This window comes from Peribacillus glennii, assembly GCF_003429105.1.
In the GTDB taxonomy this organism is placed as follows: Bacteria; Bacillota; Bacilli; order Bacillales; family DSM-1321; genus Peribacillus; species Peribacillus glennii.
Window position 1 is genome coordinate 16,528 of the sequence record NZ_QVTD01000012.1, and the last position, 17,853, is coordinate 34,380.

Below are 17,853 nucleotides of genomic sequence, written 5' to 3' on the forward strand. Positions count from 1 at the left end.
CAGGCAACGAAATGGATATTTGGTACCGGCTTTTAATCTATGTTCATGTTATAAGCGTAATCGTTTCAATCGGCCCTTTCTTTATTTTGCTTCCCATTGCAAAAAAACTGCGCATGGGGCATATGCAAGTGGATGGCTATCTGGAGACATTTCGATTTGTTGTGAGGCTCGCCAAGCATTCCGGGCACGTGCTGGTCGGGACGGGAATCCTGCTCGTTGTTTCGGGTCCATGGACGTGGAGTACACCATGGATTGTAATGACACTGGTTATCCTGTTTTGCTCCCTGTTCTTTCTGGCCCGGGCATTTTCCCCGACACTCCAGAAGTTTAATCAAGAAGGCCAAAACAGGAGAGTTCTTGCAGAGAAACTAACTCGCTCCATTTGGATATATATCATTCTCCTTTTGGCCATGCTTTGGTTTATGGTTGGAAAGCCGGATTTATGGTAAATAGCATTTATTGGCACAATAATGTAAGCCTTGTCTTTTATTGAATGACAAGGCTTTTAATATTCCCTACTCATTAGTTTCTTTATCAACAAGGGTTTCCCGCTTCCCATCCGTTAAGTACAGCATCAAAAAGCTCGCAGCTATCGCCAAAATTCCTAATGCCGATGAAAGATAATACATATGCATGATGTTCATTCCTCCACTCACCTCCCATTCGATACAGTTTCATGTGAAACATATTGGATGAAACGGTTTCCAATACAGCTTCCTTATAACTACAATTACTGTGGCCATTTTTTTTTACCCACTTCCAAATACACTATCCCTTAGTATGAACTTCTTGAGTACCTACCACTCCCAAATTTTTGTGAAAATGGAAGCTGAAAAGAATATGAATTTAAAAATGAGGTAATTTTTCTAGTTATATTGCTTTTATTATGAGGGAAGTTAATAGGGGTATCTTATGGAAAGGAGTGAAACTTATGTCAGACAGGCGGCGCAGATATATGAAACGCAAGAAAAAAGCACATTCCACGAAAGATGCATCTGTAAATGTTGAAAGTTTGCCAACAAACAGAAACGAACACCCGGAAATTGGTTCAAGAGGCCGTGGTCCTGTCATCCTTGATGACCAAAATGCGACGATGTTGAACGAGGGGATTTTTGAAAATACTCATCGTGAGTATTTTGATGGGGATCTATATCGGTAATAATTTTCTTGGAAGGAGTCCAGGAGGGGTTCATCTTAAATTCATGAATGTCCGCTTTAATTGTTGGTATAACGGACAAATGTCGACATGATCAGCAAAGTTGTTGATATAACCGGTGATTGTTGATATCACCACCAACTTTATTGATAACCATCGACAATTTTTGATTTAAACCTTGATTTGTTAAATATGAACACAAACATATCACAACCAAACTTGTTGATATCACTTTTAAAAGCCACTTAGCTATGCTCCCGTATATAAAAAATAAACTGGGAGAAAATGTCCCAGTTTATTTCTTATTTTATGGATTTACTTTTGTATTGAAGACTTGTTTTCCGTCTTTATATTCCAATACGGTTGCTGATTTAATTGGATTGTGGTTTTCGTCGATTGTGACTACCCCGGATACAAGGGATAGATCTTTTGTTTTTGCAAGTGCATCTTTAATTTTGTCTGAGTCCGTGCTTCCCGCACGCTTGATTGCATCTGCCAATAAATAAACGGAGTCATAGCCAAGTGCATTGAAAGCGTTAGGGGAAGTTCCATCGTGCTTCTTTTTGTAAGTATCCACGAACTTCTGAATCGTTTCATCAGGATCTTCGGAAGAGTAATGGTTCGTGATGAAAGTATTATTTAGAGCATCAGCTCCGGCTAATTCCACCAGCTTTGGAGAATCCCAGCCATCAGCCCCCATAAATGGAACCGTAATGTCCAGCTCACGGGCCTGCTTGATGATCAAGCCTACTTCTTCATAGTATCCAGGAATAAAAACGAATTCCGGTTTTTTTGCTTTGATTCTTGTTAATGTAGAACGGAAATCCGTATCCTTAGCCATATAAGCTTCTTCCGAAACTACTTTACCGCCTGCTGCTTCGAAGGTTTCCTTAAAAGAAGCCGCCAGTCCTTTAGCATAATCACTTGCATTATCCGCAAAAATGGCCGCTGTTTTCACCTTCAACTCTTTGGCCGCAAAATTTCCGGCAACAGTTCCCTGGAATGGATCAATGAAAGAAGTTCGGAAAACGAATTCGTTAACTTTTCCATCCGTTCCGACAGTCACGTTTGGAGCTGTGCCTGATGGAGATAGCAGGATTGTGCTGTTATCTTTTGCGATCTGCGCCTGAGCCAGTGTGTTTCCGCTGGTGGCTGCCCCGATTATGGCAGTTACCTTATCCTGGCTGGTCAGCTTGATTGCAGCGTTTGTAGCCTCTGCAGCCTCTGACTTATTATCTGCTTTAACAACTTCTATCTTCTTGCCATCAATGCCGCCATCTTTGTTGATTTCCTCAACAGCAATATCCAAGCCCTGAGCAATTGACTCTCCATAGGAAGCCACTTGCCCCGATAATTCCAGGTTAGCCCCGATTTTAATCGTGTCGCCGCCGCTTCCGCTTCCTCCTGAACTTTCTTTAGCTCCGGAACAACCGGCCAATATCCCGGCCATTAGTGTGGAAGCCAAAAGGACCTTAGTAAATTTTTTCTTCATAGAAATGACTCTCCCTTGTGTCTGATTTTTCTGATAAATACAGGTGTAGAACTCCCTGATGAATAAATAGTATTGTAAAACAATTTTTCTCTATAGTCTAGTATAATTTTAATATTATAATATTTCTGAATTTGAAGGTAAAAATATACCAATCACAAAATTGATATATTTGTGCAATATATAGAAAAGATTATGTTTGATTCCCCATTTAGCCGTTTCTGAAAAACATTCAAGTCTATCATTCCCTCAACACTGAAAATTTCACCCATCCTGTTCCATCTACTTTTAATACCAGTAAATCCTATTATGCTAAATCTATGTAAACTAGCAAACTACTTGGATTACTGCTAATCATCAGGTAGACGCACTGCTGCTCCGTCTCCGCTTCTGGTTGCATTTCCCCCCTTTACAACAGCAATCAATTTCTTCGCAGTAAACTTTTCACTATAGTTTGTTAGCTAAAAAGCTGGCGAGGCTTACCCTTTCGAACTTTCCCGCCAGGTTCGATTGCTCACCCAAAATTCATAAAGCTGGGAAAAGGCCTCTGCATGAATATCATATAACCCACGTCCATAAGCTTCGTAGTAGTATTTTTTGGAGAGAGAAAACTTCTCCTTCAATTCTCCTAACTCTCGATCCGTACTCTCCACTTATTGCTAAAGGTGCCAAACCTCCCGCTTACAACAACGCTTCCATTCGGATCCAAGACATGAATGTCTGATGAAAAGGATTCTTCAAATACAACTCACCAACCTTCTCTTGATTACTATTGAAAATATCCGTCCTTCCGGCTGAAAAAAAATTATCAGACAAGAACTGCGTCTCATCCGCCATCAAACTCCCTCGACCTGCAGTTTACCGGCAAACAGTGTGGAAACCGCCAATGCAAAGCTCGTAACAGAGAATGTTATCGCAACCGAGCTCAATTCCCAGCCAAACCGCTCCACCAAAGGTTGGTTGAATAAGCTCCATGTGTAGATTGTACCTAAACCCATCTGCACAATTACGGTTCCCAGCACGATCAGCCAACGATTCCCTTTCCATGCTTTCATTCCGATCTCCTCTTTTCGTCCGGTTTATAATCTAAGGTGTCACAAAAGATAAGAAATAATAGTGTTATGGTGATTTACCAGCAACATTTTTTCCCTGTAAAAAAATACTCACCCCAATTGTCTTAGGATGAGCGTTTTACCAATCAATTCATTTCAGGTCCAAGATTACCGTTTTGAACCAGTGGGACCTTCTTGGATGAATACTTCATTTAATTTATTGAATGTAATTAGAATTTTTCCATTCTTTTCGATGGCAATGCCTTCGGGTTCTCTTTTTGTGTTCAATAAAACGCTTTTAATGTTTGTTCCATCAGGTTTAAAAGTGATATACTCACCATTTGAGAGTAAATAGTATTGGCCGTTTCCAATGGCAAAGCCTTGTATTTCTTTGCCAGGTGTTTTTCCAATAAGTCCTCTGATATGAATTTTTTCACGCCAGTCTCTTTTTGCTTCTTTCCCGGCCCCCAGATGAATTTTATTAATATCGTATCCATCGCCAGATTTTGAAATCGCAATGGCAGTATTGCGGTCTTGCATAGCCATAACATTCGGATGAATAGTGGAAGGAACCTTCCATGCCCTTTCAACAGTTAAAGTGTTAGGATTGATTTTTTGAAGTGTGTAGTTTGATTGTCCTCTCACATCTGCCAGTTGATAAAGAGAACCATCTTTATATGAGATCGCTTGGCCGTGGCCAATTGTAAGACGTTTACTTTTTTTCAACAAGGTCCCTTTTTTGTTGTATTTGTAGATGTACCCATAACGGTATTTGTCGCCAGTGACATAAGTTAAATAAATATTGCTGCTGTTGTCCACTGTAATTCCTTGTAAACCCTTAGCTTCCTTACTGGACACTTTCGCAGGATCACGATAAGGGTAAAACAGAGTTTTAACTTGAACTTTGTTACTGAACTTTAAAGTATGAATAGGGGTTGAGACTGTACTCGCTTCAACATCCGGTCTTGCAATGGCTGCTAAAGTAAGAGCATAAATCCCTATGAAAGCGGACAATACAGCGGCATAAAACCTAAATTTTTTTTTCTTCATTTTCTTCCTCCCGTTTTAAAATGCTATAGAGACCATAATCCAGGAATTGTTTAAGTGGAACAATGACCTGGAAAACTATATAGAAAATACGTTCTCCTTAGTTTTATTCGGTAGAAAAACCATTATTTTTATATCAATTTCCCATTTTTCCGGTATATAAAAAAACCAAAATAACGACTTGTTAAGCCAGATATTATCCAGGTTGCCAAAAAGAAAAATCATGTGCAATTTTATGGTACCTTATCTACTCCCTCATCTATGATCGAGACGATACTCATTCATCATTCAAGGAATTAACCCTAAGAATATCTTATCAAGTGAATAGACTTTTCAAGTTATTCCATTTTCCAGGATATTGATTACCTCAGTTAAAACTCCTATTCGATGGATCCACGTTTGTTAATTATTCTGTACATGCCTTTACTGATTCTTACAACCTTGGCACAAAAAAAGCAACCCCCTTAGCTTTAATAATGATAGTGTAAGGCAGCAGGTTACTTTCACATCTTCTATTTAATGGTAAAAACCCAAAATAATGTCGTAGCGCTAGGTAAAATGCTAAATAGATTATGACTGTAAACCAATTTTTTATGTGTTTCCGTAAGACATCCAGTCAATTGCTTGTGCGTCATTTTAAGATTTTTGCTTAGCCGTACCTATTCTAGTTCGGCAGATTAAGCTGCCAGGAAACACCGAACTTATCGATTCAAAAATAGTTTCCGCAGAAAAACGCAGATACCTCATCAAAACAGATTTTCCACAACAAATCTATAATCAAAAAAACCGTACGGCTTTAATCCTATCCACCAATTACCATCTTAAGTGATTATTCAGCATTTTTTGGTTTGAGGCCGCTTCTATCGTTCTTAAGGCTGTATTTCATTCCTTTTTGCTCTTTAATAAGGCAGTAACCCACTCATCGGAGTGTGAAATTTGATCAACCTCATAATCTTCTTCTATGTATAACGCCAGGGTCTCTTCATAATTCCATTCCACCATGCCCGATAACAGCAATTTGCCACCTGCAACAAGATGGGAATCTAAAAAAGCATGTAATTCCTTGATTTCATTTGCGGCGATATTTACTAAAATCCAATCAAATAACCCGTCCAATTCAAGGCCTGAATACAGTACATCACCTTGTTTAACTGAAATACGGTTTTCCACATTATTTAGCCCGGCATTGTATAACACTTCGGATTCTACATCTTCTATATCGACAGCCACTATTTGTTCAGCGCCGGCAAGGGCTGATGCTATACTTAACAAACCCGCCCCTGCGCCAAGGTCCAATACTTTTTTTCCTCGCAAATCCTCCCGTAAGATAAATCGCAGGCAATCTTGGGTTGTTCCATGCAACCCTGACCCAAAAGCCCGTGGCGGTTCAAAGGAGATGACACGTCCTTGAATGTCTTCCTCAGAATGAGCAGGCTTGATATACCAACCGTTTTGAAGATCAATAATAGGGAAGGGCTGCTGCCAATCTTGTGTTGTGATAAACTGATAGTGGATCGCTTCCTTCCCGACCTTTAAAATGGATGCAATCTCTCTCCTTGCTTGTTCAACATGGACAGGCCTTTCTTCGCTTTCTTCCAATATAATCTTCAAGTCAACATCGGTATTCAATCGTTCATGAAATCCATACCCATTTTCCTCTGTAAATTGTTCGATCGGTTGCTCGTAATATAAGTTGTAATATCCGTGCAGGGTTAGCTTTTCCATGATTTCATCCACTTGATTGTGTACTAATGAAATTGTAAATTCATGCAACATGTCAATCATCCTAACTTAAACACTTAATATTTAGTATGCGTGGCATGTATTATCCTAATGGTAAATCCTATAGCATACTATTCGACCCTCTTATTATACCTGAACCACCTGGCGTTCCATCCAGACATTCTTTACATTTTTATTTAATGCAGGGCGCAAATAAATTTTAAGTGGAGTAAGGAAAAACTTTATGCAATTGATGGATATCGTGAGTTCCCAGATTATCTCCTTTTTCACATAAAGAAGGACATTTACCTTGCCTGATTCCATGTTATGGTCCTTTATGAACCCAATCCATAAATTAAAAATCTCTCGTCAGCGTCACGTTCATATAAATCGGTCATCTTGACTTCCCTTTGTAATTCAAAAGCGGTCTGGTTTTCTAAAAAATAGATATAATCTTCTGACGGATAATATAATACCAGGTCTGTGTCCCGCTCTGCCTTTTCCACTGAAAGCAAAATATTGTTGATGATAGTCATAAATACCTGGATCGAAAACGGATTAAAAAAATAAAAACGATTGTCAGACGGATCAATCTGATAGTCTTGCGCAAGGCCAAATTGGAAATGAATTTTATCTTTACTCTTTTTATTTTTTTTCAAATAACTGGATCTATTTTCATTGGCTGCAATATATAGTTCCTCGTTCATTTCTATGCCAGAGACGGTGGCATTGCACAAATAATGGATGTAAAAAACCAATCGTCCTTTTCCGCAGCCGAAATCCACGATGCGATCACTGCTTTTCAATTCATATTCATTGAATAATTGTTCCAGCGCGCTATAAGGTGTCGGTTCATATCGATGATAATGAAACGACTTATTGAACCCTTGTTGGTCCCCTTCTGTTCTAATGTTCAGTAATTTGTCAATTTCTTTCTCCTTCATAGATTCACTCCTATTGAAAAAGGCACTCAAAAACTCGAGTGCCTGCCCACGTTCGTGATATATCGTTACATTCTGTTGTGGGAAGGTTGTTCCGTTATTGTATCTTCCGCTGGTGTTGCACGTTTAATAAAGAAGGCAAGAATCAATGAAACGGCAGCAATAAATGTCGCCACAAAGAACGCATCATTAATGCCTTCCAGCATGGCTTTCATGGCAATTTGCTGTTTCATTTCAGCCAGTGCTGCCGCTGTTGGCTGGCCAGCCGCATGTTTCATGGCATCGGCAGCCATTTCCTCGGCGTATGTTTCCGTCCGGTTCGACATTACTGTGACCAGCAATGCCGTACCAATGGCCCCAGATACCTGATTTAATGTATTGTTCATGGCCGTACCATGTGGATAGAAGCGCGCCGGCAGCTGATTTAAGCCATTTGTCGAAACAGGCATCATCACCATTGATATACCCAACATCCGAATAGCATGTAAAATCATTAAATAAGTATAGGTAGTGTCGAATGTTAGTGTGCTTAAATAATAGGTCGTGATAGTGGTAATCGCTAATCCAACGATTGCTAATATCCGGCCTCCAAACTTATCAAATAATCTTCCTGTAATGGGAGACATAAGAGACATCAAGATTGCCCCTGGCAATAGCATCAACCCCGCGTCAAATGGAGAAATCCCCCGGATTGTCTGCACATAGATCGGAAGTAAAAGCATACCTGAAAACATGGCCATATTAAGGACCATCGTTATCGCTGATGATAAAGAAAACATTGGATATTTAAATATCCTGAAATTAAGCATAGGACTTTCCTGCCTTAATTGGCGCAATATAAACCAAACCAAAGCAATGGCCCCGGCGATTAGCGCTAGAAAAACGTGAGGACTGTCCCACCCTCTGTTTCCGGCAGAACTGAATCCATATAATAAACCGCCAAAGCCCACGCTAGATAACAGAAGTGAAAATGTCTCAAGCCTGATATCCACTTTTTCTTTTTTATCCTTCAACAATAAAACGCCGCTCAAAAAGATAACAGCCGCAATAGGAGTTACAAAATGGAAAAGCATTCTCCAATCATAATGTTCCACGATCCATCCCGATAACGTCGGGCCGATTGCGGGTGCAGACATTAAAATTAAGCCGAAGATCCCCATCGCAGTTCCCCGCTTTTCAATCGGGAAACTCACTAACATGACATTCATTAACAGCGGCATCATGATGGCAGTACCGGATGCCTGAACCATACGGCCCGCTAATAAAATGGGAAAAGTATGGGCGATGCCGGCTATAATCGTTCCGACAGTAAATAGGCCCATCGCTACTAAGAATAAACGGCGCACAGAATATTTTTGAATTAAAAATGCAGTTGTCGGGATCAGAATTCCATTAACCAGCATAAATCCAGTAGTGAGCCATTGCACGGTTGAAGCGACAACATCCAAGTCCTTCATAATAGAAGGCAGCGCGATATTTAATAATGTATTATTTAAAAAAGCAATAAACGCCCCAATCATCAGGACAGCAAGAATGCCGTATGGCGGTCGATTGGTTTCTTTTTTTGTATGGTCCATTGGTACCCCCTATATACTTTTGGTTCAAATTATTATACCGCAATTTCACACAAACCATATCATATACCATCGGTCTAAATTTTGCAAAACAAAAATCTTCTTATTTAACGGGGTTTGTTAAATAGTTTTAAATCATGTACTATGGATGTTATACAGGCAGTACAACAAACAACAAAGGTGATTATATGAACGATAGGAAGCAGCATGTTATCAAGATGGCCCACCAATTATTTACAGATAAAGGTTTCCAAAACACTTCCATTCAGGACATATTGGACTATAGTGGCATTTCTAAAGGGACCTTTTATAATTATTTTTCCTCAAAAAATGAATTGCTAATCACTCTCATTAAAACGATTTATAAACAGCTGGAGCAGGATCGCAACGAGTTGCTGATTGGCCAGGACCCTTCCGATATAGATGTTTTTATAAAGCAAATCGAATTGCACCTGAATACAAACAGGGCAAATAAATTAATTTCTCTTTTTGAAGAAGTACTCATACTAAATGATGCTGACCTTAAACAATTTATAAAACAAGGCCAGATGAGGATTTTGCACTGGTTATTCCTTCGGTTCATCGACATCTTCGGCGAAAACAAACGACCTTGCTTGTTGGATTGTGCCATTATGTTCATGGGAATATTACACCAAAACCTTAAATATCAAGCTATAGTCCCTGAATCAAATGCCAGTATCAACCAAATCGTGCGTTATAGTGTTGAGCGAATAATGAAGATGGTCGAAGAAGTTTCCCAATCAGGTGATCAATTGATTCCGCCTGAACTATTAGATCATTGGCTGCCGGACAGCAAAAATCCAGGCCCGGCATTCCAACAGCAGCTATATCATACTGTATTAACATTAAAAAAACAGATAAAAAACAATAATGAAGAGTCGAAATATTTAGACTTGCTGGACTTTGTACAGGAAGAACTATTAAACTCAAAAGAACCCAGGAAATTCCTGGTGGAAAGTGCACTTTTATCTTTGAAGGGGTGCGAACCTTCTTTTGAACAAGAAATCCTCCAAAATCTGGAACGACTGGTTGCTGTCTTCTTTAGCCAGATAGAGGAAACATCATAAAATCAACAAAGCTCATCCTCAAATAGCAAGGATGAGCTTTCACTTTATTATTCTTTAACAAATTCTTTAGTACTTCTTACTGTATCGATTGGGCGGACCATTTTTTCTATTTGTTCACGCTTAGGTTCCAAAAATGGTGGCAAGGATAATTTTTCCCCAAGTGTTTCATACGGCTCATCTCCCATGAATCCCGGTCCGTCTGTCGCAAATTCAAATAGAATTTGTGGTGCGACTCTGGTGTACAATGATCCAAAAAAGAAGCGATCTACAAAACCGGACGTTCGGAATCCAAAGCTTCCCATACGTTTAATCCACTCTTCCAATACAGAGCGGTCCTCCACACGGAATGCCGCATGGTGAACGGTTCCAAAACCTTGCCTTCCCTCGGGGAGAATCGCATTATATTCCACAATAACCTGGGCACCATTTCCCCCTTCTCCAACTTCAAATAAGTGGAATTCACCTTCTTGGTCTATTTCTTTGAATAACAAAACTTTCTCCATCATTTCTTTGAAATAATCAAAATTAGCGACACGGACAAAGATTGGCCCTAAACCGGCAATCGCATATTCAAGAGGAATAGGCCCTTTTTGCCATGGTGTACCGGGGGCAACCCCCACATTGTTCTCATCAGAAATCAATTGGTACTGTTGGTCGTCAAAATCAGCAAAAGAAAGTGTCTTTTTGCCAAATTGCTCTTTAACTCCGGTATGCTTTACTTCCAGCCGGTCAAAACGCTTCACCCAGTAATCCAAAGCAGCATCATTTGGCACACGGAACGATGTTTTCGAAATTTCGTTTGTACCATGAACGCCTTTCGGGATGCCAGGGAAATCGAAGAACGTCATATCCGTACCCGGGCTGCCTGTATCATCCGCAAAAAATAAATGATACGTTTGGATATCGTCCTGGTTAACGGTTTTCTTCACTAAACGCATTCCCAACACATATGTGAAAAATTCATAGTTCTTTTCTGCACTGCTTGTAATGGCTGTTACGTGATGGATTCCTTTTAGTCCGTTCATTATTGTATCCTCCAATTGTTCCTCAAAGTTGTGTCCATTTATTTAGCACTATCTTTATCATTATCTCAATTTAAAATATCTTTAATTCAAAGTAAATATATCATTTTATAATGGCAGCTGTCAATACGTTACCGATTTCGCCAACATGGGTTGGATAATGGCTTCTAGTTGTTCGACCCTGTTTTAATATTATAGTGAAACCCCAAAATAATAATCCTTGGAGTTTTTATACAATATATTATTTTTTATTAAATTTGAACGATAGCTATAAGGTAACATCCTTCTTTTATATAATACATACGTTCTTGCTGCGACAGGACAATAATCAATAGAATATGAAAGGAAAAAACATGCAGCAAAACTCTTACAAAATTTTTCTTTGCTGATTAAAATTGTCATAAATAATTTTCATTATGAAGAGAAAGAAAAAGGGTTTTTACAGAATAATCAAGAAATAGTTAGGTTAGGAAATGGGTTTTCCCATTTATTTCATTAAAGTCACTTGGGAGGATAAAAAATGAGAAACGAAGAGATGCTGCTCATCCCTGGACCAACACCAGTCGTCGATTCCATTTATGATGCGCTGGCGGGGGAAACACGGAGTCACACAGACCCGAGATTTGCCGCTATTTATCGGAGTTCGATTGAGAAAATAAAGGATATGTTAAAAACAGACGGCGAAGTGTTTGTTATTGCCGGCTCCGGAACAGTGGCGATGGAAATGGCACTTGTCAATACCATAGCGGCAGGGGAAAAGCTTTTAGTAATCAGCCACGGCTATTTCGGCGATCGTTTCATTAAATTGGGGCAAGCTTTTGGCATTGAGGTAGACGTACTCCAATCTGAATGGGGTAAGCAGGTCAATCCGGATGAGGTAGAGAGGAAACTAGCAAATGGAGACTTCAAAGCGGTTACGATTACCCATGCTGACACATCAACAGGCGTCGCGGCCAATTTGGATGCGCTTGTCCCAATCATTAAAAAGCACGGGGCACTCGCCATTGTCGATGGCGTCTGTGCAACGGCCGCGATGGAAGAAGATATGAGCAAGGCATATGGCGATCCTGACCATAAAATCGATGTCATTCTTACCGGTTCCCAAAAAGCCATTGGTGTGCCTCCAGGCCTGGCTATCGTAGCTTTTAACAAAACTGCCTTGGCCGCCCGGGAACAAATTAAGAATGTGCCGGCCTACTATTGTGATATATACAATTGGATCCCAATCATGAATGATCCCCAAAAGTATTTTGCGACTCCGCCAGTAAACCTCATTTATGCATTGGAAGAAGGAATGCGACTGGTATTGGAGGAAGGATTGGAAAAAAGATATAAGCGCCACTCAGCATTCGGTAAAGCAGTAAGAGCTGCACTCGCTGTATATGGGATGAATGCTTTAGCTGCCGAAGATGCTGCTGCTGCCACACTCAGCTGCATTCTCTATCCGCAAGGAATGGACGATGCCGCGTTCCGTGCTGCTCTTGCCAAGAAAGGTCTCATTGTCGCCGGAGCGCTCGCTCATTTGGCAGGAAAGGCGTTTCGTATCGGCCATATGGGCAATACCACTGAACGTATGCTGGAAAGAGCCATTGTATTGATTGGGGAAACGATGAACGAGCTGGGTTATTCGGTTGATCCGTCAAAGGCAGTGGAATGCTTTAAAGAGTTTTCGTCTGCACGCACAGTGTAGGAAAAAAATTCAAAATAAAAGTATACCAGGAAAAGTCACCGGCATCATTCGAAAGAGGTGCTTCCGACTATCAACAAAGATTCGTTTCAAAATATAAGAATCACTATGTTATTGCATAATACCGAAAAGTCTTAACCTACAAATTCGGATTATACATTGAAATCCCCATGTCAACTAAACTTCACATGGGGATATTTTCTTATTCTAGCTATGCAGGGGATCTTCCATATAAGCCTTCACAAAATATCGTACGATTCACGCCAAAACTGGTCCTCTTCCTTACAGGATTTCAGGTCCTGGCTCAAATTATCGATGTTGAAGATGCCTGCTCCTGTTCCTGTTCCTTTCCTTCTACCCATCCCTTACAAACATCCACCCACTGTTTCGCAAATGAATATTCGTATAATTCATCGCATGTCAATTTGATTGCAGAGTTAACGCTTCCACAGGCGGGATAAACTTCTGCGAATCGTTTTAACGATACATCGAGAAAGACATCCAATTCCCTTGCCAATCCGAAAGGACAAACGCCGCCGATTACATGTCCTGTTTGCTCCAGTACTTCGTCAGGTTCGAGCATACGGGCCTTAAAATGGAAAGTATCCCGAAATTTCTTATTGTCGATTTTAGCATCGCCTGCAGCGACAACCAAAATTGCTTTGTCCCCTTCTCCCCTGAACGACAGCGTTTTCGCGATTTGCGCAGGGATGACGCCAATTGTGTCAGCAGCCTGTCCCACCGTAGCACTTGATGTAATAAACTCCATCACATCTGTTTCGCGATTCCACTGTTTAAAATGGCCTTTTACACTTTCTAATGACAAACCAGCTCATCCTTTCTCTACCATAACTACATAAAATGATATCATTCTATAATATGATAGAGCAAAAAGGTCCACTCATTTAAAACCCTTACATGAAGGACATATCCAGATATCAAGCACGGCAAATGTCCTTCAGCGGAGATATAAAGGATGAAGAGCCGGAATTTAGGCGAGTAAAAGTTGTTTGTTGCGGGTCTTAAACTGCCTCATCCTATGATTATTTCTCTTGATTTCGTGCATTCCCTGACTTTTGGTACCATGGCCTGTTTTCCTTGGTGCTTTCCCTTGCTCCCGCTTTGTTCTTATGTATAAATAACCCTCGACAATCATATGACGTTCGAGGGTAAAATTGCTATTATATGGCGTAGAGCGAAGGACATATCCATTTTTATTGCGAATTTCTTTGCTTCGGGATTTCTGGCTTGGTTCCGAAAGCAGCGTATTAGTTGCGAAGTATGGGTTATAGTTGCGCAAGCAAAGATTTTTTGCAAATGAATTTACACATGGTTTTCGAAGTTCTGAACACTTCAGAACCAGACTTTATGCCTGCTTTCATAGCTTGGGAAACTACCTGAACCCGATAGTTATAAATTCACACCCTTCATACCGGCCTCAGGGTATCGCAAGCCGGCTGCTGCCCCTTGTGGTGCTGCCTCGTCAATGCGTTTCAGATCCTCTTCGGTCAACTTCAGGTCTAGAGCGCCGACATTTTCCTCCAAGTATTTTCTTCTTTTTGTACCAGGGATCGGCACGATGTCATCCCCCTGTGAAAGGAGCCATGCCAGAGCCAGCTGAGAAGCCTCGCAGCCTTTTTCCTTTGCTATCTCTTTGATTTGTTCAACTAGTTGAATATTCTTATCAAAATTTTCTCCCTGGAATCTCGGTGAAAACCTGCGGTAATCATCTTCTGCAAGATCTTCAAACTTCTGAATCTGACCAGTTAAGAAACCTCGTCCTAATGGGCTGTACGGCACAAACCCAATTCCAAGTTCCCTGATAGTCGGCAAGATTTCATCCTCCACATCGCGGCTCCATAGTGAATATTCCGTTTGAAGCACGGAAAGCGGATGGACACCATGTGCTTTTCGAATGGTTGCAGGCGAAGCCTCGGACAATCCGATATATTTAACCTTTCCTGCAGCAACCAGTTCTGCCATCGCACCTACGGTTTCTTCAATTGGTGTATCCGGGTCAACCCGATGCTGATAATATAAATCAATATAATCCAACCCTAAACGGCGCAAACTGGCGTCACAGGCTTGTTTCACATATTCGGGGCGCCCGTTGACTCCCAAAAAAGCGCCGTCCTCTCCCCGGACGTTTCCGAACTTCGTTGCGACAATAACACTGTCACGCCGATCCTTTATGGCCCTGCCAACCAATTCTTCATTCCTGCCAACACCGTACATATCAGCAGTATCCAGGAAATTCACTCCGAGCTCGAGCGCATATTGGATCGTTTTGATCGACTCGTCGTCATCACGGCCTGCATAGAAATCGGACATGCCCATACAACCTAATCCAAGCGCTGAAACTTCAAGACCCTGTGAACCCAATTTCCGTTTTTCCATATCAATTTCCCCTTTCTTCCAACCATTTTTTAAAATCCACTGCTACAATTCGTTCCCCGGTGATCCCGTTTGATTCTTCGGAAGCCAGGTACACAACCGGTTCTGCCATCACCCCTGGCTCAAGCAGCGTGACTTTCCCTTGAAGCTGCTCCCTGACCTCATCAGGAATCATCCCTGTTACTGTAGCTCCCCCCGGTAGAAGCATGTTTACGGTTACACCATATTCCTTTAAATCCTCAGCCATGATAAATGAGAGGGATTCTGTTGCGGCACGTGACGGGCCATACGGTACGAAGCCCTTTCGTTTCATTGTTTCGTAATTCATGGAAATATTAATAATCTTTCCTTTCCCCTGCTGCACCATAAGAGGGGCAAAAGCGCGTGACGTCAAAAAATAACCTGTTACATTCGTATCCATCAAATCACGAAAACCTTCCGGAGGAACACGAAAAAAAGGCTGAGGTTCTGTTAAGAAATTTGGATTAACCGTCTTCATCCCAATCCCGGCGTTATTAACGAGAACATCAATTCTTCCCCATTCCCTTTTAACCCATGCTGCCGCTTCTTCAATGGATTGTTCCGAACGGACATCCATGCCCAGTTCTACAGCGTCAAAACCTTGTTCTTTCAATTGCTGAACTGCCTTAGATAGCTTAGGACCCGGGCGGGAAGCCAAGGCGACGGTCGCCCCTTGCTTAAGCAGAGCTTTTGTCATCGCAAAACCCAGACCGTTTGATGCGCCTGTAACAATAATGCGCTGATTGGTTAATTCACCTATCATTTTTATTCCTCCCTTAAGAGAACATTAAACTTTTACCCTAATGTCATTGGGTTTTTTTAAAAAAAGTTTCTTCCTAACCCTATATTCCGCTTAATAGTATTGACTTATCAATCCTTTGATAAAATTGATATTAATGATATTTTTTAAAAATGGTACTTGATTAATCTTCGATCCCCATTTCCTAACCAAATCCTATTTTAGTGAAAAACGTTAAAAGCAGGAAAATAAACATTACTAGAAAATTCAAGAAATAGTGAGTAAAAACCAAATGATGGACGCTTTCAATGGCAATGTTTACGTTTTCAAAGGAAATGTTTACGTTTTCAAAGGCTTTGCTTAAAAGGCATATCTTGTATCATAATAAAAACATAACAAAACTCCCAAGGAGGCAACCACTAATGAAAAAAATCATTAAACTTTTATCTGAATCTATGGAGAATTACGGAAAGCTTTGCGGAGAAGCTCCTATGTTAGGATCAAATAAAAAATAAGGGTTTTTCCTAATGGAATAACTGTGACATTGCTATATGACCATGATATTCCACAGATTATTTTTTAAAGAATCACTACCATTTTTATTCGATGGGACAGAGTATTTTCCACGAATAGTCATTCCCCTTTTTTAAATTCTTCGGGTGCCTGTCACTGCCTCGAATATTGTCGAAATAAATCATCTACATACGAATATCAATCTTTTCTATTGAAAGCATGGATAAAAATGAGGCACGTTTCACATGAAATGTGCCTCATTTTTATTATAGACAATTAGATTATTGACTTGCTACCGACCCGCCGTCTACGCGAAGGTTCACTCCATTAATAAAACCAGCCTTGCCTGAGGCCAGGAATAAAACAGCTGAAGCCACTTCTTCCACTGTTCCGGGACGTTTTACTTCTACATGCGGCCGGTTTTCCTTCAGAAATTGCTGTGTAGCTTCTTCATAAGAGATATTTTGCTTTTCGGCGTTATCTTTCAATAAGTTCTCCAGCATCGGCGTCATGATAAAGGCAGGAGAAACCGTATTGACCAAAATCCCCTGATCGGCATATGCTTTTGATAAACTTTTAGTAAAGTTGATCAGCGCCGCTTTAGAAGCATTGTAATGCGGCATGAATGGATCCGGCTGCACCCCGGATTCCGAGGAAATGTTAATGATCCGCCCAAATTTCGCTTTTTTCATATATGGGATAACGGCTTTTGTGACGCGTACGGTCCCAAAAAGATTTATATCAAAAAGACGCTGCCAGTCCTCAATGTCCAGGGATTCAAAGTCATCAAAGCCACTCGCCACCCCTGCATTGTTAACAAGAATATCAATGGTATTGTAACGGCCTATCGATTCAGAAATAAGACGATCCACATCCTCCTGCTTCGACAAATCGGCCTGCACACTAAGGACCTTTCCGCCGTTTTCCTCTATCTCTTTTTTGGCTTCATCCAATGCCTCTTTTCCGCGTCCACATATGATTACGTTTGCACCTTCCTGAGCAAACGCCAGGGCAATGGCTTTCCCAATCCCCTTGCTTCCTCCTGTAACAAGTGCCGTTTTATTTTCCAATTCGAGTTTCATTTCATAATCAGTCCTTTCTATTTTCTATGTATATGGAAATTAATGTCCCGTTCTTGGAGCAATAATCCATTCTCTATTCATTTAGTCATATTCTTTATACGTAATCAAATGATAAACTTAAGTGTTCTGAAAAAAATGCAGACACGTTTCCGATGATTAATGTTAATCCAGTCCCAATAGACGCAGATTGAACACGAATCTTAACCGGCACCTACATTTGCCCTATTTTTCTGCCCAGTTTTTTTACCATCTGCTGGGCTTTTGCGAACTGGTCCTTAACAATTCCTTGGAATCTGGTCAAGTTTTTTCAGAGCAGCGGATGGTTT

Annotated in this window: 15 protein-coding genes and 1 pseudogene; 4 read left to right on the forward strand and 12 right to left on the reverse strand. The window is 40.7% G+C overall.

Annotation, left to right across the window (positions count from 1 at the left end):
- Nucleotides 1-17: 17 nt before the first annotated feature.
- The gene (locus D0466_RS16575; RefSeq protein WP_199484582.1) at nt 18-449 is read left to right on the forward strand and encodes a hypothetical protein; all 432 of its coding nucleotides are present in this window, start codon (nt 18-20) and stop codon (nt 447-449) included.
- A gap of 66 nt (nt 450-515) precedes the next feature.
- Here D0466_RS16575 and D0466_RS23375 read toward each other — a convergent pair whose 3' ends face one another.
- Nucleotides 516-644 carry a hypothetical protein gene (locus tag D0466_RS23375; protein WP_267897400.1) on the reverse strand — a complete coding sequence of 43 codons (129 nt, stop codon included), beginning with the start codon at nt 642-644 and terminating at the stop codon, nt 516-518.
- A 311-nt stretch (nt 645-955) separates the two neighbouring features.
- Here D0466_RS23375 and D0466_RS16580 point away from each other — a divergent pair, with 311 nt between their 5' ends.
- Complete coding sequence (locus D0466_RS16580; protein ID WP_142919941.1) at nt 956-1,159, forward strand: hypothetical protein; 204 nt, start codon at nt 956-958, stop codon at nt 1,157-1,159.
- Nucleotides 1,160-1,463: 304 nt separating this feature from the next.
- Here the strand turns inward: D0466_RS16580 and D0466_RS16585 are convergent, their stop codons facing one another.
- The 6 genes and pseudogenes from D0466_RS16585 to D0466_RS16610 form a co-directional block, all read right to left on the reverse strand.
- A complete protein-coding gene (locus D0466_RS16585; RefSeq protein WP_117323666.1) occupies nt 1,464-2,648 on the reverse strand; it encodes an ABC transporter substrate-binding protein in 1,185 nt (394 codons plus the stop codon).
- An 848-nt stretch (nt 2,649-3,496) separates the two neighbouring features.
- A pseudogene (locus D0466_RS16590) lies at nt 3,497-3,700 on the reverse strand (oxalate/formate antiport family MFS transporter); the annotation flags it as partial.
- A gap of 165 nt (nt 3,701-3,865) precedes the next feature.
- Entirely contained in the window at nt 3,866-4,747 is an 882-nt protein-coding gene (locus D0466_RS16595; protein ID WP_117323667.1) for a hypothetical protein, read from the reverse strand.
- 879 nt (nt 4,748-5,626) lie between these two features.
- A complete protein-coding gene (locus tag D0466_RS16600) occupies nt 5,627-6,520 on the reverse strand; it encodes a 50S ribosomal protein L11 methyltransferase (RefSeq protein ID WP_158555929.1) in 894 nt (297 codons plus the stop codon).
- Between the two features lie 281 nt (nt 6,521-6,801).
- A complete protein-coding gene (locus D0466_RS16605; protein WP_117323669.1) occupies nt 6,802-7,410 on the reverse strand; it encodes a methyltransferase in 609 nt (202 codons plus the stop codon).
- 65 nt (nt 7,411-7,475) lie between these two features.
- Entirely contained in the window at nt 7,476-8,984 is a 1,509-nt protein-coding gene (locus D0466_RS16610) for a DHA2 family efflux MFS transporter permease subunit (protein ID WP_117323670.1), read from the reverse strand.
- 185 nt (nt 8,985-9,169) lie between these two features.
- Here D0466_RS16610 and D0466_RS16615 point away from each other — a divergent pair, with 185 nt between their 5' ends.
- Nucleotides 9,170-10,069, forward strand: coding sequence for a TetR/AcrR family transcriptional regulator (locus D0466_RS16615; RefSeq protein WP_117323671.1), 900 nt, complete (start codon nt 9,170-9,172; stop codon nt 10,067-10,069).
- A gap of 47 nt (nt 10,070-10,116) precedes the next feature.
- On the opposite strand, the gene D0466_RS16620 is transcribed toward D0466_RS16615, so the two are convergent.
- Entirely contained in the window at nt 10,117-11,094 is a 978-nt protein-coding gene (locus D0466_RS16620; protein WP_117323672.1) for a ring-cleaving dioxygenase, read from the reverse strand.
- 517 nt (nt 11,095-11,611) lie between these two features.
- On the opposite strand from D0466_RS16620, the gene D0466_RS16625 reads away from it, so the two are divergent.
- Complete coding sequence (locus D0466_RS16625; protein ID WP_117323673.1) at nt 11,612-12,781, forward strand: pyridoxal-phosphate-dependent aminotransferase family protein; 1,170 nt, start codon at nt 11,612-11,614, stop codon at nt 12,779-12,781.
- 301 nt (nt 12,782-13,082) lie between these two features.
- On the opposite strand, the gene D0466_RS16630 is transcribed toward D0466_RS16625, so the two are convergent.
- From D0466_RS16630 to D0466_RS16645, 4 genes are all read right to left on the reverse strand, one after another.
- The gene (locus tag D0466_RS16630) at nt 13,083-13,604 is read right to left on the reverse strand and encodes a YbaK/EbsC family protein (protein ID WP_117323674.1); all 522 of its coding nucleotides are present in this window, start codon (nt 13,602-13,604) and stop codon (nt 13,083-13,085) included.
- 584 nt (nt 13,605-14,188) lie between these two features.
- The gene (locus D0466_RS16635) at nt 14,189-15,175 is read right to left on the reverse strand and encodes an aldo/keto reductase (RefSeq protein WP_117323675.1); all 987 of its coding nucleotides are present in this window, start codon (nt 15,173-15,175) and stop codon (nt 14,189-14,191) included.
- Nucleotide 15,176: 1 nt separating this feature from the next.
- Nucleotides 15,177-15,956, reverse strand: coding sequence for an SDR family NAD(P)-dependent oxidoreductase (locus D0466_RS16640; protein ID WP_117323676.1), 780 nt, complete (start codon nt 15,954-15,956; stop codon nt 15,177-15,179).
- 770 nt (nt 15,957-16,726) lie between these two features.
- On the reverse strand, nt 16,727-17,527 hold the full coding sequence (locus D0466_RS16645; protein WP_117323677.1) for an SDR family NAD(P)-dependent oxidoreductase: 801 nt from the start codon (nt 17,525-17,527) through the stop codon (nt 16,727-16,729).
- Between the last annotated feature and the right edge of the window lie 326 nt (nt 17,528-17,853).